27 protein-coding genes are annotated in these 26,136 nt (G+C 64.3%); 20 read left to right on the top strand and 7 right to left on the bottom strand.

All coding sequences use genetic code 11. The features are described 5' to 3' along the window. The first annotated feature begins 62 nt into the window (after window positions 1–62). From glmU to QZZ02_RS09785, 6 genes are read left to right on the top strand one after another with little or no spacing between them, the layout of a single operon-like run. Window positions 63–1,421 (top strand): bifunctional UDP-N-acetylglucosamine diphosphorylase/glucosamine-1-phosphate N-acetyltransferase GlmU, encoded by a 1,359-nt coding sequence (glmU, locus tag QZZ02_RS09810; protein WP_291844014.1) that lies wholly within the window; start codon window positions 63–65, stop codon window positions 1,419–1,421. After that, entirely contained in the window at window positions 1,418–2,902 is a 1,485-nt protein-coding gene (locus QZZ02_RS09805; protein ID WP_291844013.1) for an NAD-dependent succinate-semialdehyde dehydrogenase, read from the top strand. Before glmU ends, QZZ02_RS09805 begins: the two co-directional genes overlap by 4 nt. Beyond that, window positions 2,899–3,600, top strand: a complete 702-nt coding sequence (rpiA, locus tag QZZ02_RS09800) for a ribose-5-phosphate isomerase RpiA (RefSeq protein ID WP_291844012.1) — start codon at window positions 2,899–2,901, stop codon at window positions 3,598–3,600. The genes QZZ02_RS09805 and rpiA overlap by 4 nt, the downstream gene beginning before the upstream one ends. A gap of 11 nt (window positions 3,601–3,611) precedes the next feature. Next, on the top strand, window positions 3,612–4,094 hold the full coding sequence (locus QZZ02_RS09795; protein WP_291844011.1) for a DUF2059 domain-containing protein: 483 nt from the start codon (window positions 3,612–3,614) through the stop codon (window positions 4,092–4,094). Window positions 4,095–4,140: 46 nt separating this feature from the next. Further along, window positions 4,141–5,529 carry a glutathione-disulfide reductase gene (gene gor / locus QZZ02_RS09790; RefSeq protein WP_291844010.1) on the top strand — a complete coding sequence of 463 codons (1,389 nt, stop codon included), beginning with the start codon at window positions 4,141–4,143 and terminating at the stop codon, window positions 5,527–5,529. A gap of 1 nt (window position 5,530) precedes the next feature. Next, window positions 5,531–6,901 carry a class II 3-deoxy-7-phosphoheptulonate synthase gene (locus QZZ02_RS09785; protein WP_291844009.1) on the top strand — a complete coding sequence of 457 codons (1,371 nt, stop codon included), beginning with the start codon at window positions 5,531–5,533 and terminating at the stop codon, window positions 6,899–6,901. Between the two features lie 239 nt (window positions 6,902–7,140). Here QZZ02_RS09785 and QZZ02_RS09780 read toward each other — a convergent pair whose 3' ends face one another. From QZZ02_RS09780 to QZZ02_RS09765, 4 genes are all read right to left on the bottom strand, one after another. Continuing rightward, entirely contained in the window at window positions 7,141–7,407 is a 267-nt protein-coding gene (locus QZZ02_RS09780; RefSeq protein ID WP_291844008.1) for an HU family DNA-binding protein, read from the bottom strand. A 399-nt stretch (window positions 7,408–7,806) separates the two neighbouring features. Beyond that, window positions 7,807–8,541 carry a DUF3667 domain-containing protein gene (locus QZZ02_RS09775; protein WP_291844007.1) on the bottom strand — a complete coding sequence of 245 codons (735 nt, stop codon included), beginning with the start codon at window positions 8,539–8,541 and terminating at the stop codon, window positions 7,807–7,809. Next, window positions 8,541–9,536, bottom strand: coding sequence for an NADP-dependent oxidoreductase (locus tag QZZ02_RS09770; protein ID WP_291844005.1), 996 nt, complete (start codon window positions 9,534–9,536; stop codon window positions 8,541–8,543). Before QZZ02_RS09770 ends, QZZ02_RS09775 begins: the two co-directional genes overlap by 1 nt. A 21-nt stretch (window positions 9,537–9,557) precedes the next feature. Beyond that, the gene (locus QZZ02_RS09765; RefSeq protein ID WP_291844004.1) at window positions 9,558–10,376 is read right to left on the bottom strand and encodes a DUF3667 domain-containing protein; all 819 of its coding nucleotides are present in this window, start codon (window positions 10,374–10,376) and stop codon (window positions 9,558–9,560) included. 175 nt (window positions 10,377–10,551) lie between these two features. Here QZZ02_RS09765 and QZZ02_RS09760 point away from each other — a divergent pair, with 175 nt between their 5' ends. From QZZ02_RS09760 to QZZ02_RS09740, 5 genes are all read left to right on the top strand, one after another. Then, window positions 10,552–11,481 (top strand): Gfo/Idh/MocA family oxidoreductase, encoded by a 930-nt coding sequence (locus tag QZZ02_RS09760; RefSeq protein WP_291844003.1) that lies wholly within the window; start codon window positions 10,552–10,554, stop codon window positions 11,479–11,481. A 54-nt stretch (window positions 11,482–11,535) separates the two neighbouring features. Further along, the gene (locus QZZ02_RS09755; RefSeq protein ID WP_291844002.1) at window positions 11,536–13,194 is read left to right on the top strand and encodes an NAD+ synthase; all 1,659 of its coding nucleotides are present in this window, start codon (window positions 11,536–11,538) and stop codon (window positions 13,192–13,194) included. Between the two features lie 420 nt (window positions 13,195–13,614). Continuing rightward, on the top strand, window positions 13,615–14,034 hold the full coding sequence (locus tag QZZ02_RS09750) for a hypothetical protein (protein WP_291844001.1): 420 nt from the start codon (window positions 13,615–13,617) through the stop codon (window positions 14,032–14,034). Then, the gene (locus QZZ02_RS09745) at window positions 14,031–14,468 is read left to right on the top strand and encodes a hypothetical protein (protein ID WP_291844000.1); all 438 of its coding nucleotides are present in this window, start codon (window positions 14,031–14,033) and stop codon (window positions 14,466–14,468) included. The genes QZZ02_RS09750 and QZZ02_RS09745 overlap by 4 nt, the downstream gene beginning before the upstream one ends. Before the next feature lie 56 nt (window positions 14,469–14,524). Beyond that, on the top strand, window positions 14,525–15,034 hold the full coding sequence (locus QZZ02_RS09740; protein WP_291843999.1) for a hypothetical protein: 510 nt from the start codon (window positions 14,525–14,527) through the stop codon (window positions 15,032–15,034). Here QZZ02_RS09740 and QZZ02_RS09735 read toward each other — a convergent pair. Continuing rightward, window positions 15,031–17,235 (bottom strand): pentapeptide repeat-containing protein, encoded by a 2,205-nt coding sequence (locus QZZ02_RS09735; RefSeq protein WP_291843998.1) that lies wholly within the window; start codon window positions 17,233–17,235, stop codon window positions 15,031–15,033. The genes QZZ02_RS09740 and QZZ02_RS09735 overlap by 4 nt on opposite strands. Window positions 17,236–17,403: 168 nt before the next feature. Between QZZ02_RS09735 and gltX the strand changes: the two genes are divergently transcribed. From gltX to QZZ02_RS09715, 4 genes are all read left to right on the top strand, one after another. Beyond that, window positions 17,404–18,741, top strand: coding sequence for a glutamate--tRNA ligase (gltX, locus tag QZZ02_RS09730; RefSeq protein ID WP_291843997.1), 1,338 nt, complete (start codon window positions 17,404–17,406; stop codon window positions 18,739–18,741). A gap of 193 nt (window positions 18,742–18,934) precedes the next feature. Then, window positions 18,935–19,858 carry an alpha/beta hydrolase gene (locus QZZ02_RS09725; protein ID WP_291843995.1) on the top strand — a complete coding sequence of 308 codons (924 nt, stop codon included), beginning with the start codon at window positions 18,935–18,937 and terminating at the stop codon, window positions 19,856–19,858. Continuing rightward, window positions 19,858–20,250, top strand: a complete 393-nt coding sequence (locus QZZ02_RS09720) for a hypothetical protein (RefSeq protein WP_291843994.1) — start codon at window positions 19,858–19,860, stop codon at window positions 20,248–20,250. The genes QZZ02_RS09725 and QZZ02_RS09720 overlap by 1 nt, the downstream gene beginning before the upstream one ends. After that, complete coding sequence (locus QZZ02_RS09715) at window positions 20,247–20,450, top strand: helix-turn-helix transcriptional regulator (RefSeq protein ID WP_291843993.1); 204 nt, start codon at window positions 20,247–20,249, stop codon at window positions 20,448–20,450. Before QZZ02_RS09720 ends, QZZ02_RS09715 begins: the two co-directional genes overlap by 4 nt. Here QZZ02_RS09715 and QZZ02_RS09710 read toward each other — a convergent pair whose 3' ends face one another. Continuing rightward, on the bottom strand, window positions 20,451–21,059 hold the full coding sequence (locus tag QZZ02_RS09710; protein WP_291843992.1) for a TIGR00730 family Rossman fold protein: 609 nt from the start codon (window positions 21,057–21,059) through the stop codon (window positions 20,451–20,453). It lies immediately after the preceding gene. Window positions 21,060–21,179: 120 nt separating this feature from the next. Here QZZ02_RS09710 and QZZ02_RS09705 point away from each other — a divergent pair, with 120 nt between their 5' ends. The 5 genes from QZZ02_RS09705 (at window position 21,180) to QZZ02_RS09685 (ending at window position 25,934) form a co-directional block, all read left to right on the top strand. Beyond that, complete coding sequence (locus QZZ02_RS09705) at window positions 21,180–22,199, top strand: Ig-like domain-containing protein (RefSeq protein WP_291843991.1); 1,020 nt, start codon at window positions 21,180–21,182, stop codon at window positions 22,197–22,199. Window positions 22,200–22,204: 5 nt separating this feature from the next. Continuing rightward, window positions 22,205–22,564 (top strand): hypothetical protein, encoded by a 360-nt coding sequence (locus QZZ02_RS09700; RefSeq protein WP_291843990.1) that lies wholly within the window; start codon window positions 22,205–22,207, stop codon window positions 22,562–22,564. A gap of 91 nt (window positions 22,565–22,655) precedes the next feature. Then, on the top strand, window positions 22,656–23,003 hold the full coding sequence (locus QZZ02_RS09695; RefSeq protein ID WP_291843989.1) for a PadR family transcriptional regulator: 348 nt from the start codon (window positions 22,656–22,658) through the stop codon (window positions 23,001–23,003). After that, on the top strand, window positions 23,000–23,965 hold the full coding sequence (locus tag QZZ02_RS09690) for a hypothetical protein (RefSeq protein ID WP_291843988.1): 966 nt from the start codon (window positions 23,000–23,002) through the stop codon (window positions 23,963–23,965). Before QZZ02_RS09695 ends, QZZ02_RS09690 begins: the two co-directional genes overlap by 4 nt. Before the next feature lie 67 nt (window positions 23,966–24,032). Next, window positions 24,033–25,934: an ABC transporter ATP-binding protein/permease gene (locus QZZ02_RS09685; RefSeq protein WP_291843987.1), complete on the top strand. Its 1,902-nt coding sequence runs from the start codon at window positions 24,033–24,035 to the stop codon at window positions 25,932–25,934. 24 nt (window positions 25,935–25,958) lie between these two features. On the opposite strand, the gene QZZ02_RS15075 is transcribed toward QZZ02_RS09685, so the two are convergent. Continuing rightward, window positions 25,959–26,135, bottom strand: a complete 177-nt coding sequence (locus QZZ02_RS15075) for an integrase core domain-containing protein (RefSeq protein ID WP_366511526.1) — start codon at window positions 26,133–26,135, stop codon at window positions 25,959–25,961. Between the last annotated feature and the right edge of the window lies 1 nt (window position 26,136).

Raw genomic sequence — 26,136 nt, 5'->3', positions numbered from 1 at the left:
AGCGATAGGCTATAGCGCACGACAGGTCGAAACCGTCGATTCCACAGGACAAGGAAGCCGCAATGTCCCGATCCCGCGCCGCTATCATCCTCGCCGCAGGCCAGGGCACACGGATGAAGTCGAAAACGGTCAAGGTCCTGCACAAGGTCGGTGGCCGTGCGATGCTGGACTGGGCCGTGGCGCTGGCCGGCGACTGCAATGCCACCGATGTGGTCACCGTCTGGGGTGCGCATTCGCCTGCCGTCCGTGACGCCGCCGAGGCGCTGGGCACGCGCACGGCGCTGCAGGATCCGCCCCGCGGCACGGGCCACGCGGTCCAGGCGGCGCGTGACGCGCTGAGCGATCTGGGCGGCGACGCCATCGTGCTCTATGCAGATACGCCGCTGATCACCGCGGCCACGGTAGCGCGCGTTTTCGAGGCGCTGGAAGGTGGCGCCGCCGTGGCGGTGCTCGGCTTCGAGCCGGACGACCCGGCCGCCTATGGCCGGCTCATCACCAATGCCGACGGCGATCTCGACCGCATCGTCGAGTTCAAGGACGCCAATGAGGCCGAACGGGCGGTCGGCTTGGTCAATTCCGGCGTGCTAGCGGCGCCCGCGGAGTTGTTGTTCGACCTCCTTGGCGAGGTCACCAATGACAATGCCAATGGCGAGTTCTATCTGACCGATGTCGTCGGGCTGGCCCGGGCCCGCGGCCTGCGCGCCAGTGTGGTGGTGGCCGGTGCGGACGAGGTGCTTGGCGTCAATTCCCGCGCTGACCTGGCCGAGGCCGAGGCGGCCTTCCAGGCCCGCATGCGCAGCGCGATGATGGCGGAAGGCGTGACCCTGATCGCGCCGGAGACTGTTTTCTTCGCCTATGACACACAGATCGCCCGTGATGTGGTGATCGAGCCCAATGTCGTGTTCGGCCCCGGCGTGGTGATCGAGGAAGACGTGGTCATCCATGCCCATTCGCATATCGAGGGTGCCCGCCTCAAACGCGGAGCCCAGGCTGGACCCTTCGCGCGGCTGCGGCCCGGCGCGGTGCTGGGCGAGGGCTCGAAAGTGGGCAATTTCGTCGAGATCAAGAAATCGCAGCTCGCAGAGGGCGCAAAAGTCTCCCACCTTACCTATATCGGCGATGCGTCGATCGGCGCGAACGCGAATATCGGAGCCGGGACCATCACCTGCAATTACGACGGATATGACAAGCACCGTACCGTGATCGGCGACAATGCCTTCATCGGTTCGAATACCTGTCTCGTCGCGCCGGTGACTGTTGGTGCGGGCGCCTTCACTGCGACCGGAACCATCGTGACCGAGGATGTGCCGGCTGATGCGCTTGCCCTTGCGCGCACGCCGCAAACCCACAAGCCGGGCTGGGCGGCCCGTTTCCACGCCGCCAAGCAGGCCCGGAAGGCCAGAAAGGACAGCCAGACATGAGTGTGCCAGACATGAGTGTGACGGAGCGTCTCAACGATCCCAGCCTGTTTCGGACCGACAGTTTCATCGATGGCCAGTGGGTCAGCGGTGAGGGCGGGCTGGACATTCTCAACCCGGCCAACAATGCGGTGATTGCCACGGTCGGTGATGTTGGCGAAGCCGGCGCCCGGACGGCGGTTGCGGCGGCGAAGCGCGCCTTCGAGACCTGGAAAAAGGTCTCGCCCTTCCAGCGCGCCGCCGTGCTGATGAAATGGCACAAGCTGATCCTGGAGAACACGCAGGACCTCGCCACGCTGATCACGCTGGAAATGGGCAAGGTCAACAAGGAGGCCCAGGGCGAGGTTGTCTATGGCGCCTCCTTCATCGAGTGGTCGGCGGAAGAAGCCAAGCGCGTGCATGGCGAAACCCTGTCGACGCCCTTTCCGGGCTCGCGCGGCTGGACGATCCGCCAGCCGATCGGCGTGGTCGGCTGCATCACGCCGTGGAACTTCCCCAATGCCATGATCACGCGCAAATGCGCCCCGGCCCTGGCCGCCGGCTGCACCATGGTGATCAAGCCGGCGCCGGAAACCCCGCTCTCGGCTCTCGCCCTGGCCGAACTGGCCAAGCGCGCCGGCATTCCCGATGGCGTGTTCAACGTCGTCTGCGGCGACGCGCCGGCCATTGGCGGTGTGCTGACCGGTTCGGACGATGTCCGCATGGTCGGCTTCACCGGCTCGACGGCGGTCGGCAAATTGCTGATGAAACAGGCTGCCTCGACCGTGAAGCGCGTTGCGCTCGAACTGGGCGGCAATGCACCTTTCATCGTCATGGACGATGCCGATATCGAGAAGGCGGCTGATGGCGTGATCGCCTCGAAATTCCGCGTCTCCGGCCAGACCTGCGTTTCGGCCAACCGCATCATCGCCCAGCCGGCCATTGCCGACAAACTGGTCGCGGCACTGGAAGCGCGCATCTCGAAGCTGAAAGCCGGTGACGGGTTTGCCAGCGACACGGATGTCGGCCCGCTGATCCACATGAATGCCGTGGCCCGCGTCGACAAGCTGGTCGTCCAGGCCCGCGAGGCCGGGGCCCGCATCGTCACCGGCGGCAAGCCGCTGACCGAGGAGCTGGGCGGTTCCTTCTATGCCCCGACCCTGATCGATGGCGGCGACCCGTCCATGGATGTGTCGTGCTCGGAAATCTTCGGGCCGGTGGCCTCGGTCTACCGCGCCGAGACCGAAGCGGACATCATCAGGCTCGCCAATGATACCCCCTATGGCCTGGCCGCCTATATCTACACCAATGATGTCGGTCGGGTGCATCGTCTGACCGAGGGCATCGAGTATGGCATGATCGGCGTCAATGCGCCGATGGTCGGCGCGGCCTCGACACCGTTTGGCGGCGTCAAGGAAAGCGGCATCGGCCGTGAAGGCGGCAAATGGGGCGTCGAGGAGTTCACGGAACTCAAATACGTGCTCCTGGGGGGGGTCGACCAATGAGTGCCGAGCGCCAGAAGGCCCGCGCCGCAGCAGCCGCGCTCGACTATGTCGAGAACGGCATGACGCTGGGCCTCGGCTCGGGCTCGACGGCAGAAATCTTCCTGCGCCTGCTCGGCGAGAAGGTGAAGGCCGGGCTTGATGTGCGCGGTGTGCCGACATCGCAGCGCACGGCCGAGGTGGCGGTCGAGAATGGCGTGCCGCTGATCGATGTCGATCACGTCAATCGCATTGCCATCACCATCGACGGAGCCGATGAGGTCGATGGCCGTTTTCAGCTGATCAAGGGTGGCGGGGCCTGCCTTCTGCGCGAGAAGATCATTGCCCACGCCTCGGACCTCATGATCGTCATGGTCGACGAGACCAAGCTGGTTTCAACCCTGGGAAAATTCCCGTTGCCGGTCGAAGTGGACCGCTTCGGTTTCTCGCTGACGGCGGGCCATGTCTATGACGCGCTGCGCAAGGCGGGGGTGAAATCACCCGATGTCCAGCTGCGTCGCAAGGGCGACGGGCTGGAGCCGCTTGTCACCGATGGCGGTCACTACATTCTCGACGCGGCCTGCGAAGCCATCCCGGATGCCCGGGCTGTCGACCAGGCGCTGAAAGCCATTCCGGGCATGGTCGAACACGGTTTGTTCATTGATCTGGCCCGCGTGGTCATCGTCGGCGAGGACGGTGAAGCCCGGGTGATGGAGCTTTAGGGGAAAAGACCATGACGCGATTTCTCATTGGCGCCCTGAGCGCCGTTTTCCTTATTGTGTCGTTGCCGCCGGTGGAGGCGCAGGACGCCGACGCCACGCGACGCGTCGAACTTGCGCGGCAGATTGTCGAGGCCTCGACCTCTGAAGACGTCTACCGGATTGCGCTGGAAACCAGCCTGCCACTGGCGCGCCAGAATTTTGCGGTCAGCATACCCGGCGCGACCGATGCCCAACTCGACGAAGCCATGGACATCATGCTCGAGATCATGATGTCGACCTATCCGGATGTCGTTGAGGTTTCGAGCAATGTCTATGCGAGCCGCTTCACCGAAGCCGAGCTGGTCGAGATTCTCGCCTTCTACCAAACGCCGGTCGGCCGGAAGCTGGCGTCGGAAATGCCCGGCATAACCGGGGAGCTCGCGCAGATCGGTGAAATGCTGGGCGGCCAGGCGGTGCAGAACAATATCGGACGCTTGCAGGCGATCTTCCAGTAGACCCCGCCACATCCGTGCCTGGCCGGCCAATCCCGAAGGACATGACATGACCCAATACGACTATGATCTCTTCGTCATCGGCGCCGGTTCCGGCGGCGTGCGCGCGGCCCGGATGGCCAAACAGCATGGCGCGGCGCGTGTCGCCGTGGCCGAGGAGTATCGGGTCGGCGGGACCTGTGTGATCCGCGGCTGCGTGCCCAAGAAGCTGCTGGTCTATGCCAGTGAGTTCGCCAAGACGTTCAAGCTGGCCGAGAGCTATGGCTGGTCGGTCGGCGAGACCACGTTCAGCTGGGAAAAGCTGATCAATGCCAAGGATGCCGAGATCGACCGCCTGTCCGGCATCTACATGCGCAATCTCAACAATTCCGGCGTCGAGATCATCGAGGACCGGGCGGTGTTCGAGGATGCACACACGCTTCGCCTGGTGAAGTCCGGCAAGACCGTCACGGCTGACAAGATCCTGGTCGCGGTTGGTGGCACGCCCTATGTGCCCGAGATCGAGGGCGCCGGGCTGGGCATTACCTCGAACGAAGCCTTCCACCTCGAGGCGCTGCCCAAACATGTCGTCATCGCCGGTGGCGGCTATATTGCCTGTGAATTCGCCCAGATCTTCGCCGGCATGGGCTCGGAGGTCTGCCAGGTCTATCGCGGCGACACCGTGCTGCGCGGCTTTGACGATGATGTGCGCAGCCATGTCCATGAAGAGCTGGTGCGCTCGGGCGTGCGGGTGATCACGCATTCGGTCTTCGAGCGGATCGAGGCGCTGGAGAATGGCCGCAAGCGGGTCCATCTCGACAATGGCCATCACATCGATACCGATGTCGTCATGTATGCGATCGGCCGCAATCCGCATGTCGACGGGCTCGGGGTTGAGAAGGCCGGCGTGGCGCTGGACCCGAAGGGGGCCGTCAAGGTCGATGCCTATTCGAAAACCACCGCGGACAATGTCTATGCGGTGGGTGATGTGACCAACCGGGTCAATCTGACCCCGGTGGCGATCCGCGAGGGGGCGGCCTTTGCCGCGACCGTGTTCGGCGGCAAGCCGACAGCCTATGACCACGAAGACATTGCGTCAGCAGTGTTTACACAGCCGCCGGTTGGCTCTGTTGGTCTCTCCGAGGTCGATGCGCGCAAAAAATATGCACAGGTTGATGTTTACAAGACCTCGTTCCGGCCTATGAAACTATCCCTCACGTCCGATGCCTCGCGGATGTTGATGAAACTCGTCGTCGACGGGGAGACAGAGCGGGTGCTGGGCGTGCATATTGTCGGGCCGGATGCGCCTGAAATGATCCAGCTGGCCGGGATCGCCGTGAAGGCGGGCCTGACCAAGGATCAGTATGATGCGGCCTGTGCCGTGCATCCGACCAGTGCGGAAGAGTTGGTGACCATGAAGGAAAAATGGACGCCACCGGAGTTGAAAGCAGCAGAGTAACATGACCTGGTCTCCCCAATCCTGGCGCGAAAAACCCGTCAGCCAGATGCCCACCTACAAGGATGCAGCCAAGCTGGAGGCGGTGATCGAGGAGCTTTCCGCCCGTCCGGCGCTCGTCTTTGCCGGCGAGGCGCGGCGCCTGCGCCGCCAGCTGGCCGATGTCAGTGCGGGCAAGGCCTTTCTGTTGCAGGGCGGCGATTGCGCGGAGAGTTTCAAGGAGTTCTCGACCGAGGGCGTGCGCGACACTTTCCGTGTCCTGCTGCAGATGGCGGTGGTGATGACCTTCGCCGCTTCCAAGCCGATCGTGAAGGTTGGCCGGATCGCCGGCCAGTTCGCCAAGCCGCGCTCGTCTGATACCGAAACGATCGACGGGGTGACCCTGCCGAGTTATCGCGGTGACAGCGTCAACGGCCCCGATTTCACACCCGAGGCCCGCGAACCGGATCCGCAGCGCCTGATCCGCTCCTATGATCAGTCGGCCTCGACGCTGAACCTGCTGCGCGCCTTTGCGTCCGGCGGTTATGCCGATCTGCACAATGTCCACCAGTGGACCCAGGACTTCGTCAGCGACAGTCCGGCGGCGGAACGCTATGCCGAGACCGCGACGCGCATTTCCGAAGCGCTGGCCTTCATGAAGGCCTGCGGCATCGGTCGCGACAGCGCGCCCTCCCTGGAAGCGGTCGATTTCTTCACCAGCCACGAAGCCCTGCACCTGCCCTTCGAGCAGGCGCTGACCCGCCGTGATCCCAATACGGGCCAGTGGTATGCCACCTCCGCTCACATGATCTGGACCGGTGAACGGACCCGCCAGCTCGACGGCGCGCATGTCGAATACGCCCGCGGCATTTCCAACCCGGTTGGCGTCAAGTGCGGCCCGACCATGCAGCCGGATGAGCTTCTGTCGCTGATCGACGCGCTCAATCCGGACAATGAGGCCGGCCGCCTGGTGCTCATCGTGCGCATGGGGGCAGACAATGTCGGCAAGAACCTGCCGGCGCTGGCCGCGGCTGTGACCAAGGCCGGCCGCCATGTGGTCTGGTCGTCCGATCCGATGCACGGCAATACGCACAAGACCAGCAATGGCTACAAGACCCGTGACTTCGACCGAATCCTGCTGGAGCTCGAGAGATTCATGGATGTGCTCTATGCCGAGGGCGCCTATCCCGGCGGTGTGCATTTCGAGATGACCGGCCGCGACGTCACCGAATGTGTCGGTGGTGCCAAGACGGTCACCGAGGCCGATCTGGCGGCGCGCTATCACACCCATTGCGATCCGCGTCTCAATGCCGACCAGGCGCTCGACATGGCCTTCCGCATTGCCGAGAGCCTCAAGCGCGTGCGCGGCAACAACTCGGCCGCCAACGCGGCCTAGAGGCTGCCGTCCTCGCCATGCCAATGGGGAGGGGGACTCGCGAAGCGGGGGAGGGGCCGCGGTGTCAGCGGCGGAATGCCTGATGCCGGCCCGAAACAATTCGGCGCTGCGCGCCGCCCCATCGACCCGGTGCTGTGCATCGGCCCACTTCCCCACGATGTGGGGAAGAAACCCAAACAAAAAACGCCGTCCGGAGTGATCCGGACGGCGTTTCGCGTAATCAGAACCCGTTGGACTGACTAGATGTCCTTCAGGGCGGCCGCCGGGCGGAATGCCGCCTGCGTGCGAGCCTTCGACATCATCGTTTCGCCGGTGCGCGGATTGCGCACTTCACGGGCTTCACGGTGCTTCGCATAGAAGGTGCCGAAGCCAGCGATCTGGACGCTGTCATTGCCCTTCACCGAACCGACGATGGCGTCGATGGCGGCATCAACAGCTTCACCCGCTTGGGCGCGGGACAGGCCGGTCTTTTCGGAGACAGACTTGGCGAGATCAGACTTGTTCATAGGGTTCCCCCCAGTTGTTCGCGGTCCGGCAAGTACGGTCATCGTATCCGTCCGGCTGCCGCGTGTTCGTTGACGGTCCATCAAGGCCAAGAACTGCCTGCCATTGCAAGCTGCAACAGGCGAATCCGGGCCAAATCGCTGTAATTTTCCCGGTAAATCACGGTTTTTCACAGTTCGGCCCCCAAATTGCGTACATTGCGCAGCATGTATCAGGGTGAACCGAACCATAACGCACCGATCACGAATCGCCCGATTCGCATGCTCCCGTTCGCACTTGCAGCAGGTTTGGGCGCTTACGTGCTCGCCTTTCTCGCAGGTGCGGGGGAAACCTGGTCGCCTGTTTTTGCTGCTATTGCGGCCGGCTGGACGCTCGGTCGCCTGACCCGGCGCTGATCCGGTTCAGGCCGCAGGCGGGACCTGGTCAAGCGCCCAGAATATGCTGATCAGCAGGGTGGCAAAACGGGCGATTATCGAGAGCACAAACACGACAATGGTCAGGATGACGGTCTTGACGATCGTCGCCGGCCAGCCGTCCGCAAAACCCGTCCGGATCACCGCGGCGGCGACCAGCATGAAAACGGCCATATCAAGCGCCATCCCCCATTGCAGGATGCCGGACCAATAGGTTGATGCGACAAGGATGAGGGTGCTGGAGACGGCGCTGGCGGTCACCGGAATGAAATAGCATTGCGTCGCCTGCATGCGGCTGACGGTGTTGCGCATGGCCCGCAGTACCAGAATGCCGGGAAGGATGAGCAGCGCTTCGATCGGCACATAGAGCAGGGCGGCCATGGTCGAGATCGCGTCGCGTACGGCGTCGATGTCACGGCGTCCCTCGCGCAGGGCCTCGCCAAAGGCTGCGCCGTCCGCCGATGCCCGCCAGATCACCTCGCCCCAGCCGCCCCAGACCATCGACAGGACAAACATCCAGGTCAGGACGCCAAACCAGACCCGCATGGTCGGGGTATAGGTGTTGCGGTCGCCCGCGAGAAATGCGCGGGCAATGTCGGCGGGGCGGAGGAAAATGTCGCGCAAGGTGCGCAGGCTCCGAAAATTGAAGCTCAGCACCTCGTCGAGCACGTCCTCGAGGACGCGCTCTTCCTTGCGATCCCCTTCCTGCGCCCCGTCCGTCATCAGATCCTGACCAGCATCTTGCCGGTGTTCCGACCGGTGAAAAGGCCGGAGAAGGCGGCGGGCGCGTTTTCGATCCCGTCCATGATGGTCTCGGCCGGCTTGATCTTGCCAGCCGCCATCCAGGCTCCCAGATCCGTCACGAAATCGCCGAACATGTCGGCATGGTCCGAGACGATGAAGCCGCGAATGGTCAGCGACTTGCCGACGATCTGGGTGAGGTTGTCGGGCAGGGTGGCCGTGCTGGTGTCGTTATAGCGCTGGATCATGCCACACGCCGCCATCCGCCCCTTGGGGCGAAGCGAGTTGAGGGCCGCCGTGAAGTGCGTCCCGCCGATATTCTCGAAATAGCCGTCGACGCCGTTCGGGGCGACTTCCGCGATTGCGGCGGTCAGATCGTCGGTGGCCTTGTAGTCAACCACATGGTCGGCTCCGAGCGATTTGACGAAGGCGCATTTTTCCGGTCCGCCCGCCGTGGCGACCACGGTGGCGCCCATGGCCTTGGCGAACTGGATGCCGGATGTGCCGACCGCGCCGGCGCCGCCGGACATCCACAGGGTTTCACCCGGCTGCAGGTCGATCATGCGCTTGATGCCGACATAGGCGGTCAGGCCCGGCATGCCGGCAATGCCCAGGAAAGCCTGCGGTGGCAGCTGGCTGGTATCGATCCTGGTCAGCGCCTGACCCGGTGCCACATAGGCTTCGCGCCAGCCGAACATGGAAGAGACATGATCGCCCGGCTTCAGCCCGTCGAAATTGCTCTCGACGACTTCGCCGACCGCGCCGCCCTCCATCACCTTGCCCAGCTCGAACGGCCCGATATAGGTGCGGATGCCGCTCATCCGGCCGCGCATGTACGGGTCGACCGAGATGAAGAGATTGCGGACCAGGACTTCGCCCGGCCCCGGTGCGGGGAGGTCGGTTTCGACGACGCTGTAATAGGACGGATCCGGCGCGCCCTTGAGATAGGCATTCAGGTGGACTTCACGCGATTTCATCTACCAACTCCCGTTTCTTTCTTATGGTGAGGACATTGCGGCGAAGGCGTCCGGCGCGAGGAGCGCCAGGAGGTCCAGGCCGAATTCGTGCTCGAGCACCCAGTCAATCGTGAGGAAGGTGCCGATGGTGGTGATCAGCATGGTGACGGGCAGGAGTGCAACCAGCCCGGCCAGTCGCAGGACCAGTGCGACGACCGACCGGCCGTAGAAATGGGCCAGCATCATGCCGGCGATGATGAAGAAGGCCAGCAGCGCGATCATCATGCCGGTCGCCATGCCTGCGCCGCCCAATGTGTGCAGGGGCATGAGGGCGATCATCACGACGAAACTGGCATTGGTCGCGACCAGGTAGATCTGCAGATGCCCCCATAGCGGCGTCGAAGGGCGGTAGAGCTTTAGCGCGATCAGATAGGGCAGGGAGGCCAGCACGGTCAGCGGCCACAGCGTGATCGACTGCACGGCGCGCAGCTTGTCCTCGATGATCTGGAGCGTCAGCGGAGTCTCGAACTCGATGCGGGCAGAGGCGAGCCAGGCCAGCGGATCCAGATCGGCGTCCGTCGCCGTTATCGACTCGATCGTGGCCGTGATCGGCGTGCCGAACAGGGCCGCGACAAAGAACTGGAAGGAGAAGAGGGCGATGAAGACCCGGATCGGCGACAGATAGCGCGAGTAGTCGCGCGACATGCCGGCGGTCGCGACGGTCACGGGCTTGAGGAAATGGTCGCGCATTGTCCGAAAAATCCGGGCATCAACATCGAACACGGCGATGGACAGTGAATCGAGCGGCGTATCGCCGTCTCTTGCGGGTGCGTGGCGGTCAATGTCTCGTTCGTCAGGCACGTGCATTCCCCCGTAGCCGCGTCATCCTAGGCGTCGCGCCGGTCGGTGCAAGCCGCGATCGCCCGCCCGAGCGCAGTGCCTGCCCTGCAATCGCCCGAAACAAGTGGTGATGCATGCCGTGCTTGATCGTGACGGCGGCAACGCTATTCACGGCGCCATAAAACGAGGTGAGTTCATGACATTCAATTCTCGCATCCTTCGGGCCGGCGTTGTCGGCGCCGGCGTGTTCGGCGGCTTCCACGCGTCGAAATACGCCGCCAACGAGCGGGTCGAGCTGATCGGTGTTTATGAACCCGACCTTGAACGCGCAAAGGCGCTGGCCGAGAAGCATGGCGCAAAGGGTTTCGACAACTTTGCCGCCTTCCTGTCCGAGGTTGATGCCATCACCGTCGCCAGCCCCGCTGTGCACCATTTCGAAGCGGCCGCGACGGCGCTGGCCATGGGCAAGCATGTCCTCGTGGAAAAGCCGATCGCCTCCTCCGTCGAGGAAGCGCGTGAGCTGATCGCGCTGGCCGCCAAGCATGGCTGTGTCCTGCAGGTCGGGCATCAGGAGCGTTTCGTGTTCAACGCGATGGGCCTTTTTGCTGTCGACGCCACGCCCAGGAAAATCACGGCCAGCCGCATGGGGCTGCCGTCCGAGCGCTGCCTTGATGTCTCGGTCACGCTCGATCTGATGGTGCATGATCTTGATCTGGTCATTGCCCTGTCGGGCAGCGCGGTGAAATCGGTTACCGGCGAGGTCGATGCCGGTCGTTTCGGACAGCCAGACATCGCCCGCGCGCATCTGGTTTTCGACAATGGCTGCGAGGCCGAGCTGTCGGCGAGCCGGGTCCATCATGAGCGCGACCGCAAGATGACGGTGGAATACGAGACCGGCGTGCTCGAGATCGATTTCGTCGCCAAGACCTTCAACAATACCACGCCCTACGCGCTCAACGCCGACTTCGCCGAGAGCCCGACCGCCAAGGACAGCCTGGGCGCCAATGTCAACGCCTTCATCGCCTCCGTGCTCGACGGGGCGCCGGTTGCCGTGCCCGGCATCGCCGGCCTGCGAGCGCTTGATGCGGCGCGGGCGATTGACGGTGCGCGCATCTACGGGTCCTGACACCCGGGCCTGTCGCCACTTGCGGTCCCGGGCGGCGCGGTCTAAGTCGCGCGCATGACTGATCGCATCATTCTCGTCACCGCCCAGCTCAACCCGGTTGTCGGGGATGTCGCGGGCAATCTGGCCAAGGCCCGCGCGGCCCATGCCGAGGCGCGCACGCGCGGCGGCGACCTTGTGGTCTTCTCCGAGATGTTCCTGCTGGGTTATCCGCCCGAGGATCTGGTGCTCAAACCCTCGGCGGTGGAAGCCTGCCGCAAGGCGCTCGATGATCTGGCCGCAATCACCCGCGACGGTCCGGCCATCCTGATCGGCCTGCCCTGGCGGCAGAACAAGCGCCTGCACAATGCCGTCGCCCTGATCGACAAGGGCCAGCTGGTCGCGCTGCGCTTCAAGCATGAGCTGCCCAATTACGCCGTCTTTGACGAGAAGCGCGTCTTCGAGCCCGGGCCCTTGCCGGACATCGTCAAATGGCGCGGCATCAGGCTCGGCCTGCCGATCTGCGAGGATCTCTGGCTGGGCAATGTGCCTGAGGCGCTGATCGCCAGGGGCGCCGAGATGATCATCACGATCAATGGCTCGCCCTGGCGCCGTACCATCGAGCGCGAGCGCAAGCAGGCCTTTGGTCGCTGGTTTGATGGCTGGGCCTCGCCCAAGGCGATGGTCTTCGTCAACCAGGTCGGCGGCCAGGACGAGCTGGTGTTCGACGGCGCCTCCTTCTCGCGCGACAGCGAGGGCCGCGAGGTCCAGCGCCTGCCCGCCTTCGAGGAATGCCTCGATGCGGTCGAGTGGGTGAAGACGGACAAGGGCTGGTTTGGTGCCGGCGGCAAGGTGGTCTCGGTCAAGTCGGGCCTCGAGGCCGACTGGAAGGCGATGACGACGGCCTTGCGCGATTATATCGCCAAGAACGGCTTCCCCGGCGTCGTCCTGGGCCTGTCCGGCGGAATCGACAGCGCCATCTCGGCTGCGATCGCGGTCGACGCGCTGGGGGCGGACAAGGTCTGGGCGGTGATGATGCCGTCGAAGTATACAAGCCAGGAGAGCCTCGAGGACGCGCGTGCCTGCGCCGAGGCGCTGGGCATCCGCTATGACATTGTCGATGTCGAGCCGACGATTGCCTCCTTCAACGCCATCCTGTCGACGCCTTTCAAGGGCACGAAAGCCGACACCACCGAGGAAAACCTGCAATCGCGGGCCCGCGGTGTCGTGCTGATGGCGCTGTCCAACAAGTTCGGCCCGATGGTCTTGTCGACCGGCAACAAGTCTGAGATGGCGGTCGGCTATGCCACCCTCTATGGCGACATGAACGGCGGCTACAACGCCCTCAAGGACATCTACAAGACCGAAGTCTTCGAGCTGGCCTGGTGGCGCAATTCCGCCAATCACGCGGTCGGCCTGGGCCCGGTTGGCCAGGTCATTCCCGAGCGCATCATCACCAAACCGCCCTCGGCCGAGCTGCGCGAGGACCAGACCGACCAGGACAGCCTGCCGCCCTATGACGTGCTCGACGCCATTCTCTATGGTCTCGTCGAGGAGGAGCGTTCGGTCCGCGAGCTGGTCGCCGACGGCCATGAGGAGGCCGAGGTCAAACGCATCGAGAACCTGCTCTATCGCGCCGAATACAAGCGCCGCCAGGCCCCGCCGGGCGTGAAGATCGGCGCCAAGAATTTCGGTCGCGACCGGCGTTATCCGATCACCAACCGGTTCCGGAACTGAAGTCAGGTCCTTCCCCTTGACGGGGAAGGTGGCCCGCAGGGCCGGAAGGGGTGAAACGCGTCAGCGTTCATTCACCCACCGCCCGTCACCCACTGCCGATCACCCTCTCCGTCTCGCCCTGTCGGGCGATCCAGCTCGCCCATCGAAGGCGAGGACATCACCGTCTTTCTGCCCCCGCAGGGCGGGGGAAGTGGCCCTCCGGAGCCTTCGGCGAAGGAGGGTCTAAGGGGGCGAGCGGAGCGAGGAGGCGACGCCGCCTCCGGCGCGCAATCATCCATAGTCCGCTTGCCGGCTGACAAGCGGTTTTGGTGAGGGCTCCGCGCTGGCGCGCTCGTCCCACGCTCGCTGCGTCACCCTGCCTCATTCTTGCGATCCGTTATTTCTGTCAAAACAGAAATCATGAAAACTGGAGTAGCCGCCATGACGGATGATCGGAGTATTCCACCGCCGGGAAACGGGGAGGCGCGTGGGGTCTTTGCTTGGTTTATCGCCTGTCTGACGGTGTCTGGCGTTCTGACAGGTACCATCGCCGTGACCGGCGCCGTGGCATCGCCCGGCTTGCTATTGCCCAGCTTCTACATGGCGCTGATGGTAACGATGGTGCTGACAATCATACCCGCATTGGTCCTTGTGCATCTGGTGCACGAACTGCGATGGCCCCGTGGAATGGCCGATATCTGCTTGCCCTCAATGTTGAGCTTCCTGATCACGTTCGCCGTTTCTACCAATACCGGTTGGGCGATCTTCATAGCGGGGTTGGGAGCGATTGGTGGATTGGCCTACTGGCTGGCCGCCGGCCTTCCGGATACACCTGACCAAGCAAGAGGAGACGCCGCATGACCACCCATCCTATTCCCGCTCTCACCGTGGCGGGCACGGTCCGAAACGGTCTCGCTTGGCTCGCGGCCAGCCTGTTGTCGGGCCTGACGATTGTTGTGGGTTTCGCCATTGTCGGCGGCATCGAGGCCGGACGGCTCGATCCGCTGGATGACGAGTTCCTCTCGGCGCTGGTCCCGGGCAGCTTCTTCATCGGGCTCTATGTCGCGGTTCTCACAGTGCTGCCCACCATCGCGCTGACCTGGGTGAGACGCGCAGCCGGCTGGTACGGCCTGCCGGCTCATCTCCTGATGGGCGCACTGACCGGGGCGGCCGCGATCCAGATATTCGGCTTTCCACTCCAGTACGGTCTCGAAGGCCTGCCGATGACCGGCTTCTTCGCGGCGACCGGCCTGATTGGCGGCGCGGTTTACTGGCGCTTGTCTGCGCGGCCTTGATTTGGTCCCGGGCGGCGGCTTGAGTGGTCGCGGTTGCGTCACAGGAAGCTGTCCCGATGCCTGAAATTCTCAAACGCCTGCTTGGACGTAATCCCTGGCGCGCGATCGGGGCCTGGCTTCTGACCTGTTATCTGGTCTCGGTGGCGGTGATCGCGGGTTTCGCCATACTCGCGGTGTTCGACGCCGGGAGTGAAGCGGGACGGCAAAACTACTGGGGCACCGTGACCATGGCCCCGCTGTGGGGCCTGTTCGCCGGCTTCGTCACCGCCGTGTTTTCTGCCCTGCCGGTCTGGGGGCTGGTCAGCCTGTTCCGGGGCCTGAAATGGCCGCGACCTTTGAGCGAATTGATCGCGGGTGCGCTGCTCTCCCTTGCCCTGCTGCAACTCCTCGTCAGCACCGTGATCTATGGTGCGTCCGAGAGACCGAGTTCGATGCCGGCCTGGCTCTACCTCGTCTTCCTCGCTTTCGGCGCGGCCGCCGGCTGGACCTATTGGCGCCTCGCCGGGCGACCCGGCCGGCCGATGGATACAGCGCAGGACGCGGTGAAAGCGCGGGTGTTTGACTAGCTGATCTGGAAACGCCGCCGCAGGGTCAACAGGAAGAGAAAGGCCAGCGGCAGGGCGAGCAGGCGGTGAACAAGGCGCACCAGGGCGAACCAGTAGGCATGCCCGCCGGCATCGGGGCCTTCAAGGCGCTGCGTCCAGGGATGATGCCCGCCCGGATTGACGACGGGCACGACGGTCATCTCCAGCGCATAAAGGGCCGGGCCGAGCAGGCCGGTAGGGCCTTCCATGCGCCAATAGGTGGTCCAGCGACGCTCACTCACCGTCTCGTCATCACCCGGTCCGATCAGGCGCGGCGTGTGGTAACCGGCCTCGCTTGCGGGCGCCACTGGCGGCAGGGGCGGTGCAGTGACGGCAAGGATGAGATAGGCCGCCGCGCTGACGGCCCACACCCCGCCCATCCAGCCCAGCACCCGCGTCAGGCTCTGGCCGTAATCGGTGACCGCGCCATAAAGACCGGCGAAGAAAGCCTCCCAAGCAGTGACATCTTGATCGCTGGCGTCGTCGGACGATGTCTTGCTGCGCCGTCGTGCCTGGCGGGCTTTCAGTTCGAGGGCGAAAAAGCGCTGTTCCTCACTGCTGGCCCCGATCCGCGCCATCAGGCGTTTCAGCGTGCGGTATTCATTCTCGTAGAGATTGGCCTCATGACCGCGATCATCAAAGCGTTGCTTGGCGGTCGCATAGGTCTTGTCGAATTGCTCCCGCGCCTTGTCCGGAAGCGGGCGGTCCAGCTTATTCGCCCGGGCCTCGATCTCGGCCCACAATTCGTCCTGCTCGGGAAACCGGATGTGGTCCGGTGGTTCGACCGGGGGCAGGCGGAGCCATGACCGCAGACCGGTATAGGCGCCGCGCCAGGCGCGGTCGAAACCGGGAAAACGGCGTGGCCGCATGGGCGTGCCAAAGCGGAAACGGGCATTTTTCAGCTGCACGCTTTCATGCAGGCTGGCGCCATGAAAGTCCGCCCGTCCGAAAAAGCGGGCGCCGCTGAAATCCGGTGTTTCCGCAAAAATGCGATCCGTGAAGAAGGCCGTGCCGAAGACCCGGGCGCCTTCGAAGTTGAAATTGGTCAGAGTTCCGGCTTCGGCCTTGGCGGCCGGCGTGGTCAGCCAGATATCCGTTCTTTCACGCGATACGTCCGGCCCGTCGCCAACCTCGCCTTCACCGTCACGGGAGGCGTCAACCGTGGCGCCCAAATACCCCACCGAGAGGCCCTCGAGATCACCGCGTTGAAGATTCAGGCTTCCCAAAAACAAAGTCTCTCCGAAGTACGCGTATCCGCGGGAGAATTGCGCTTGTCTGAAGTACGCGTTTCCGCCGGAGAATTGCGCTTGATTGAAGTACGCGTATCCGCCGGAGAATTGCGCTTCTCCGAAGTACGCGTCTCCGCCGGAGAATTGCGCTTCTCCGAAGTACGCGTCTCCGCCGGAGAATTGCGCTTGATAGAAGCTCGCGTATCCGCCGGAGAATTGCGCTTGATGGAAGCTCGCGTCTCCGCCGGAGAATTGCGCTTGTCTGAAGTCCGCGTCGGCAAAGAAAATCGCGGCGTACATGGAAAGCTCTGACGCGAAGTTGAGACTTTCGGCGCCAACATGATCGAGCCACGCCGAGCTTGGTGCTGTCAGATGGAGCGGCGCCAGCTCGGCCTGGTCTTTTTCGGGGGCGGGTGGGCGGGGAAAGCGGCGCAAAATGACGCCGGACAGTTGAGTGCGTTTGTCCGTCCCGGTGGTGCCCCTCAGATAATCCTTATCCGTCTTCTCACCCAGCGCGATCAGGCGATCGACCTCGGATTCCAGCGTTTCCCATTGTGACGCGTCGAGGGCTTTCGTGGTGGTGGTGTCTTCGGCGTCCAGCGTTTTCGGGCAGTGGATGATGTGGAAGGTCTTGCCATCGGAACCGGGAATTTCGGCACCGTCGATCAGCAGGCCAGCCTTGCGCAACACTGGATCGCCACGCAGCGTGTCGCCACCGGGCTTGCGACGAAAATAGTCTTGCAAGGTCGCCGGGCGCGATCCGTCCGGCGCGTCCTTTGTCTCGACAACGCGCCGGGTCTTCGTGACCGACCAGCCCTGCCAGGCGTGTTTCGGCTTGCCATCCTCATCCAGCGCCGCCAGCCCGTCCCAGCTGAAATCCTGCTCGCGCCAGCGTTTCCACCACGCGTCCTCGATCGCTTTCTTGCGTTCGGCCTTGCGCGCTTCATCGTCCACGCCCGTCTCCCCCGATTGCGCGTCTGGCGCGAGTTAAGCGCAGATGAAGCGCGAAGGCGAGTAATCGACTGTCGCCGTCACTGCACGCCCCCATCCGCACCCCCCGCTTGCCCCGATGCCCTGACAGCGCTAAGCCCTGCGCCTCAAACTCAGTGAGGCTCCACGTCGATGACCAAAGTCCGTTTTGCGCCCAGCCCGACCGGCAAGCTTCATGTCGGCAATGTCCGCACCGCGATCTTCAACTATCTGTTCGCGCGCAAGGCGGGTGGGACCTTTGTGCTGCGCATTGACGATACCGATGTCGAGCGCTCCACCCAGGCTTTCGAGGACGGCATCCGCGCCGACCTGACCTGGCTGGGCATAAGCTGGGACGAGACGTTCAAACAGTCCGAGCGCTTTGACCGCTATGCCGCAGCGGCGGAAAAGCTGAAGGCCAAGGGCCTGCTTTACCCGTGTTATGAGACCGGCGACGAGCTCGACCGCAAGCGCCGCCTGCAAATGGCCAATGGCCGGCCGCCGGTCTATGACCGCGCCGCCCTGGCGCTCAGCGAGGCCGAGAAGGCCGCTTTCGAGGCGGAAGGGCGCAAGCCGCATTGGCGTTTCAAACTGTCGGGCAATCCGGTGGAGTGGGACGACATGGTGCGCGGCCATGTCTCGATCGAGACATCCTCCCTGTCCGACCCGATCCTGATCCGCGAGGACGGCTCCTATCTCTACACCCTGCCCAGCGTGGTGGATGATATCGAGGCCGATATCACCCACATCATCCGCGGCGAGGACCACACCACAAATTCCGGCGCCCAGATCGAGATCTTCGAAGCTCTTGGCGGCACGCCGCCCCTGTTCGGCCACCAGGCCCTGCTGGTTGGTGCTGATGGCGGCAAGCTGTCCAAGCGGACGGGATCGCTGGGCATTGCCGATTTGCGCGATGTCGATGGTCTCGAGCCGATGGCGATCATGTCGCTGCTGGCCCGGATCGGGACGTCGGACCCGGTCGATGCCTTTGCGGATGTCGACGGGATTCTCGAAGGGTTTGATCTTGGCAAGCTGTCGCGCTCGCCGGCCCGTTTCGATGATGAAGAGCTGAAGCGCGTGAATGCCAAATTGCTGCACGGCATGCCCTATGCCGTCGCCAAACCGCGCCTGGTAGAGCTTGGCGCCGACAAGGGCGAGGCGGTCTGGGAGGCCGTGCGGCCGAACCTGGAAACCCTGGCTGACGTCAAGGCCTGGGCGGCGCTGATCGATGGTCCCGTCACGCCCGTGATCGAGGATGCGGACTATGCCGCCGCGGCTGCGGAGCATCTGCCGGACGGCGAACTCACCGGTGACAGCTGGTCGGCCTGGACCAATGCCCTCAAGGACGCGACCGGCCGCAAGGGCAAGATGCTCTTCATGCCGCTGCGCCAGATGCTGACCGGCGAGGAACGCGGCCCGGAAATGGCCGTCCTGCTGCCGCTGATCGGACGCGAGAAAATCCTCAAGCGTCTGGCGGGCGAGGCGGCTTAGGGCGGCCTGCCGGCTGACACGCGACCCATGGATGATTGCGCGCCGGGGCGCTCATCTTCTCATCGCTCTTTCACCAGTCCAGCCTGACAGAATGACCTGTCCTCATGACATATGGTAAGGTTTGCTTGACATTTGCGCATACAAGTGTCAGGTTTCCATGACATTAAGTCATGTAAAGCTGATGGAGCGCAATATGAAACCCTGTGGAAATCTCCGGATGAGCCCGGCGGGCTGGATCGGGATCATCATCGCGATTGTTGCGGCAATATCGTCTGGTCAAGGGGACGCCCAGGATCTGGCAAGTGTGCAGATCGAGCGGGCGGGCGCGGCCAGCGGGCGGGACATCGTCTTCATTCCCGGCCTGGCGACACCCGGTGCGGTCTGGGAAGACACGGTCGCAGCGCTGGGTGACACGATCGATGCGCATGTCGTGACGCTGGCCGGTTTTGGTGATGTGCCCGCTGTGCCGCGCGCGGTGGAGGGTGTGGTTGGCAGTGCAGTCGCCGATCTCGCCCGATGGCTGGACCGGGAAGGGATCGAGGATGCTGTTCTGGTCGGCCACTCCATGGGTGCGCAGATCGCATTGCAGCTCGCTGCCCATGCGCCTGACCGTGTCAGCGACGTCGTCATCGTGGACAGTGCCCCCTTCTTTGCCCGCCTGTTCAATCCTGCGATCACGCCAGAGCAGGCCTCAGCCTATGCGACGGGTATGTCGGCCCGGATGGCGGCGGCTTCGCGCGAACAATTCCTCGCGATTTCGCGCCAGGGGCTGCCGGTCCAGTCGATCAGCGAGGCCGGGCAGGCGCGGGTGATGGGCTGGATGGAACAGGCCGACCAGTCTGTTGTCAGCGCGGCCATGGGCGAGGTGATGGGGACCGATTTCAGTCCGGTGCTGGATCATGTCTCCGCGTCGGTTACCGTGATGATTGCCTGGAGCGAGGGCGCACCGGTGAGCGCGGAAGCACTCGAATCCGTGTATCGACAACAATATGCCGGTCTGGCGACGCTCGACCTGCACCGGATTGACGGGTCGCGTCACTTCATCATGCTGGACCAGCCGGCGGCCTTCCGGTCCGTGCTGACCGGCGTGATCGGTGACCCGGGGGAGGAAGGCTGATGATGGCCGCGAACGCACGCCGCTACATGCTGCATTTCGGCAGCGCCATGGTGCTCTACATGGCGACGCTCTTCGGGTCGGTATTCCTGCTGGAATCGGCCAGTTTCGGACCGGTCGTCACCGGCCTGGTTGCGGTTCTGCCGGTCCTGCCGGGACTGGGCGCACTGTGGGCGGTCTTGACTTTCTACCGCTCCATGGATGAGTTCAAACAGCGCCTGCTGGCTGAGGCGATGATCATTTCCGCCCTGCTGACAGGTTTTGGAACCTTCGCCTATGGCTTCCTGGAGGGCGCGCTGGAGCTGCCGCCCATCCCGATGATCTGGATCTTTCCGGCGATGATCGGGCTGTGGGGCCTGGTCGGCTGCTTCCAGAAATACGTGGTGTACCGGTGAAGAACCGGCTGCGCGTCCTGCGCGCAGAGCGACGCTGGAGTCAGGCCGAACTCGGCGAACGGGTCGGGGTGTCGCGCCAGGCGGTCAATGCGGTCGAGACCGGCAAGCATGATCCCTCGCTCACCCTGGCCTTTGCCCTGGCCGGCGCCTTCGACCTCAAGATCGAGGATGTGTTTGATCCGAGCGGAGAGGCGGACTGATCAGTCCGCTTTTTCGGCCAGCTGCGCCGCGGCGGCATCCTTTTCGTCGAGCAGGGCACAGATGCGGGCAATGGCAATCTCCGGCCGGTCGATCAGTTCGACATGATCGGCGAGGGTTTGCGGCGTGAAACCTTCGCGCACTGTGTGGGCAATCAGCTCGATGAAGGGGCCCCAGAAACCGTCCGTGTTGAGGAATACGATCGGTTTGTCGTGCAAGCCCAGCTGCTGGCGCGATACAACATCGAAGACTTCCTCCAGCGTTCCGGTGCCGCCGGGCAGGATGATATAGGCGTCACTCTCGGCGATGAGCTCGCTCTTGCGCTCGCTCATCGTCTCGACAATCTTGATCTCGACGCCGTCGAGATGGCCTTCGCGGGCGATCAGGAATCCCGGGATGATGCCATGGACCGCGCCTCCCTCGGCCGCGGCGGTCGAGGCTGCAATCCCCATCAGGCCGACATCGCCGCCGCCATAGACCAGCCGGCACTCGGCCTGGGCGATCGCGCGGCCAACGCCCGCGGCGGCGGCTGCATAGGTTTCGCGCTCACCCATACGTGATCCGCAGAAGACACCAATCGACCTTAGTTTCGCCATCGTGACATCACTCATATTTGCTTTATCGGATCGGGATGCTATTCGCCGAAGGCTGACGGCGCGAGGTTTGCATCCAGTTCCGGTATGCCGGAGCGCATATTCGTGTCCAGCCCAATTGACGACGGGAGAGCCGCCATGACCGCCACGCGGTCGTTTATCATCGCTGCAGCCCTTGCCGCGCTGGCGATCGCCGCCGCGCTGGCTTTCATCATGTATCGTCCCGCGGCGCAGGATGACGGTGCGGCCGTACCGGTCGCCGGCAATCCGGTGTCCCCCGCTGGCACGACGACACAGCCCGATCCGAGCGCTGCCATGCTGGCCGCCCCGGTTTTCGACATTGTTCGCGTGGCACCGGCCGGTACGGCCGTGATTGCCGGACGTGGCGAGCCGGGCGCGGCAATCCAGCTTCTGGCCAATGACACGGCGATAGAATTCGAGGATGGCGGCACGCGCTCTGATCGCATGACAATCAATGAGCGCGGCGAGTGGGTCATCATCCTCAATGACCCGCTACCGTCCGGCGCCGTCGAGCTCTCCCTGCTGATGACCGCAAGCGACGGACGCCAGCTGCGTTCCGAACAGGTCGTCGTGGTCTCCATCCCCGAACAGCGCGGACCGACCCCGCTGGTTGTGGTCGGACGACCGGGCGAGGCCAGCCGTGTCTGGCAATGCCCATCCTGTTCGACCGGCGAGATGGGGCCGCTGGTGCTGGAAACCATCGATTATGACGAGACCGGCGCCGTGATTTTTTCCGGTCGGGCCGAAGCCGGCACCACCGTGCGCATCTATGCCAACGGCGCCCTGGTCGGCGAGGCCAATGTCGGCCGCGATGGACGCTGGACGCTGCAGGCCGGGGCCCTGCTGGCGCCGGGCATCTATGACCTTCAGATCGACCAGGTCGACGAGGATGGCCATGTCAGCGCCGTCATCGTGCTGCCGTTCGAGCGGGTCGCCGCCGAAGACCTCAACATGGGTCCCAATTCCGTCGTTGTGCAGCCGGGCAATTCGCTCTGGCGGCTGGCCCGCCGCCTTTATGGCGAAGGTGTCCAGTACACGGTCATCTATGAAGCCAATCGCGACCAGATCCGCGACCCGGACCTGATCTATCCCGGCCAGGTGCTCGAGGCGCCGACGGAAGACGGGCAGGGCGGCTAGCCCGGATGGGCGGCCCGGACCGGGAGCTTCCGCTCGATCTCGACAGTTCGCCCTGGCGCCGCTGGTCGCCCATCCTGCTGGATGTGGCTGTGGTGCTGGTCAGCCTGCATGTGCTGCGCGCGCTGCTCGTTGCCTTCTATCCCTACGGGATGATGGTCGGCTGGTATCGGGATGGCAGCGAGGCCGTGCTGGGTCAGCTGACGACGCTTCCGACCGGGATGACCGGCTTTGTGGCCTTGTCCCTTGTTCTGCTGCTCCTCCGGGTGGGCAGTGGCCTGCTCGGCTGGCACCGGCTGATCTTCTGTATCGTCCCTTTGCTGGCTGCCGTGCTCTGGCACGCCCTGATCCGGTCCGGACACGTTTGAGGCGGTCGCACACGCTCACAATCCAGGCTCCGAATTTCGCCGCGCGACAATCTCGCTTGTTTACTGTGTGACTCACAGTACAGTGCGTCATATGGTAGAAGCTGATGACCCATTTCCGAAGCTGGAACTCGAACTGCGCCGCGGTGCGATCGTGCTGGCGGCCCTGTCGCAGCTGAGCTCGGCCCAATACGGCTATTCCCTGCGTCAGGCGCTGGCGGCGCGGGGGATGGAGATTGAAGAGGGCACGCTCTACCCGCTGCTGCGGCGGCTGGAAGCGCAGGGCGTGCTGGTCAGCGAGTGGCGGACCGGGGACGGCCCGCCGCGCCGCTATTACACGCTGAGCGAGGACGGGCGGCAGCTTTACACCCGGCTTTCACAATCCTGGCACGCGCTGGGCGCGGTCATGGACGCACTTGTAGCGGATGGAGCGGGCCGATGACCGCGAATGAGATGATTGCCCGCTATGTGCAGGCCGTGACCCGGCGCCTGCCGCTTGAGCAACGCGCCGATATCGGTGCCGAATTGTCGGCCTTGCTGACCGAGGAGCTGGCCGGCCGGGCCGAGGGGCGGGAGCCCGATGCCGCCCTGGCCCGGACGCTATTGCAGGGGTTCGGCCATCCCGAGACCGTGGCGCTGAGCTATCATCAAACGCCGCCTGTGATCGAAACCCTTGATGGGCGCCTGTTTCGCAAACTGGCCGTGATCTTTCTTGCAGCGCTGGCCGTGCTCGCCCTGGGCGTGACGCTGTCCGATCCGGCGGCCCAAACCGACGCGTCCTTTGCCGACCGGATTGCCGATGAAACCCTGGCCGCAGCCCTGCAAGGCCTGGGTGGATTGCTTGTGGTGTTCTGGATTGCCGGTTTCGCCCGTCGCCGCTGGTTGCGCGGTCGATGGTCGCCGAATGCCTTGCCGGCCGTGCAGGCCCCGGACGCGGTCAACCGCCCCGTGATGGCCGCCGCGATCATGTTCTGGGCTGCCGGTCTGGCGATCCTGATGGCCGGACCGGCGACCGTCATGGCCCACATCACAGGCGGTGCAGCGCCGACCGCATTGCTCGACGCCTTCACCTATGATGCGGCTTTTGCGGCCGAGCGGGCGCCGGTCCTGTGGGTGCTGCTGGCCCTGTCCATCCTGGTTCCGGCCTGGCAGGCGGTCGCGGGCCGCGTTACCCGTACCACACGCCGCGTCGAGGCGGTGCTGACCCTGCTGCTTGCGGCGGCCCTGTTCCGGATCGTCCTGGCCGGCGACGTCTTCGCCGCCGAGCCGGCCAATGAATACATGAAGCTGGCCATGGCCCTGTTCGGGGGATGGGGGGTGATCACCAGCCTGACCGCCCTGCATCGCGACTGGCAGACGCGTCGCAGCGAGGCGGCTGCCTCCGCGCCACCCGCTCAGGAATGAACCGGCGACGGCGATTGGCACACCGCCCTCTGGCGCGCGGCCGCGTCACGCCCTATCTCTCGACGCAATGAGACCGACCGCCCCCGATAGCGAGGAAGACGCCAGACAGGCGCCCAAGGGCGCGCTGGGCCTGACCATGTGGCGTCTGTTCGCGCTGCTGGCCTCGCCGGAGATGGCCAAGTGGCGTTTCCGGATGGGGGTGGCGCTCGTCCTGACCATCATCGCCAAGCTGTTCTCGGTGGCAGCCCCCATCCTGTTCGGGGACGGCATCAACCTGATCGTCGACGCGACAGGCGGGGCACCGGCTTCGGGCAGCGGGCAGGGCAGTACGCTCTGGCCCGGCCTCCTGACGACGTTCTCGCTCGCCTTCATCGCCTATGCCGTCGCCCGCTTCCTGTCGGTCGGGGCGCCGCAGCTGCGCGATGCGATGTTTGCGCCCGTCAGCCAGGATGCCCAGCGGCTGACCGCTGTGCGGGCCTTTGCTCACGTCCAAAGTCTGTCGATCGGCTATCACCAGACCAAGCGCACCGGCGCCCTGCAGCGCATCATCGAACGCGGCGCCCGCGCCGTCGATTTCCTGATGCGCTTCCTGATTTTCAACATCGCGCCGACCCTGTTCGAACTGACCCTGGCGGCCATTGTCCTGAGCGCCAATTACGGCTGGGAATTTGCCGTCATCGCGGTGATCACCATTGCGGTCTACATGGGCCTGACCTGGTCCTTGACCGAATGGCGTGTCGGGATCCGCCGGCAGATGAATGATGCCGACAACGAGGCTTCGGCCCGGGCCGTGGACGGGCTGATCAATTTCGAGACGGTGAAGGCGTTCGCGGCGGAAACCCGCGAGAGTGACGCCTATAATGACGCCATGACCCGCTATGCCGGGGCGGCCACGAAGTCGCAATCTTCGCTGGCCCTGCTCAACGGGCTGCAGGCGCTGGTGATGAATGCCGGTCTTCTGGCCATGGCGCTGACCGCCGGCTGGAAAGCCTTCAACGGCGTGCTGCAGCCCGGTGATGTCGCAGCCGTGACGCTGGTCCTGATGAATATCTACCAGCCGCTCAACATCCTTGGCTGGGCCTATCGCGAGATCAAGCAGGGCGCCGTCGACATGGAACGGGTCTATGAGACGCTGGCGCTCAAGCCCGACGTGGCCGACAGCGCCGATGCGCGGCCGCTGGTCCTGTCCGGCGGCGCGGTGACGTTCGAGGATGTGACCTTCACCCATGATGGCCGCTCGCGCTCGCTCGGCGGCGTGTCGATGGAGATCCCGGCGGGCAGTTTTGTCGGGATTTGCGGACCGTCCGGAGCCGGCAAGTCGACCGTGTTGCGGCTCCTGTTCCGCTTTTATGATCCCGAACAGGGGCGGGTGCTGATCGACGGGCAGGACCTGCGCGACATTGCCCAGACAAGCCTGCGCGACGCGCTCGGCCTGGTGCCTCAGGATGTCGTCCTGTTCAATGACACGCTGCGTGCCAATGTGATCTACGGCAAGCCGGATGCCAGCGAGGCCGAGATCATGGCGGTGCTGGAACGCGCCCACCTGGCCGACTTTGTGCGTGGCCTGCCGGACGGTCTGGACACCCGGGTCGGTGAGCGCGGGCTGAAACTCTCCGGTGGCGAGAAACAGCGTGTCGGCGTGGCCCGCGCCATCCTCAAGGACCCGGCCGTGCTGATCCTCGACGAAGCCACTTCGGCGCTCGACAGCCAGACCGAGGGCGAGGTCCAGGCGGCCCTGGCCGATGCCGCCGAGGGCCGGACCACGATTGCCGTCGCCCACCGCCTGTCCACCATCGCCGGCGCCGACCGTATCTTCGTGCTCGAGGCCGGTCAGGTTGCCGAAACGGGCACCCATGACGAACTCCTCGCCCTCGGCGGTCTCTATGCCGACATGTGGCGCCGTCAGAGCGAGGCGGTGTCGGCGGCCAGTCCCGCTATCGCGTCCGATGCCGCCGCGCTGGCCGAATAGGCGTTGTCTTTGCCAGAGGCCTGCCTAGTTGTCGTTTCTCAAGACGTTGTTCAGTAGCTGGCTGAGCCTTTTGGCTGGCGGCTGTTTGGCGAGAGCATAGTGCGGCCGGCCGGTATTGTACCAGTCTAGATATCGGGCGAGATCGCGGTTCCGGCTATCGGATGATCTGTAGGGTATGGCGTAGGCCCATTCCCTGAGCAGG

The organism is Maricaulis sp., assembly GCF_015665295.1.
GTDB lineage: Bacteria > Pseudomonadota > Alphaproteobacteria > Caulobacterales > Maricaulaceae > Maricaulis.
Note: the sequence above shows the minus strand (reverse complement) of the source record. Positions and strands in the feature narration are given on the sequence as shown.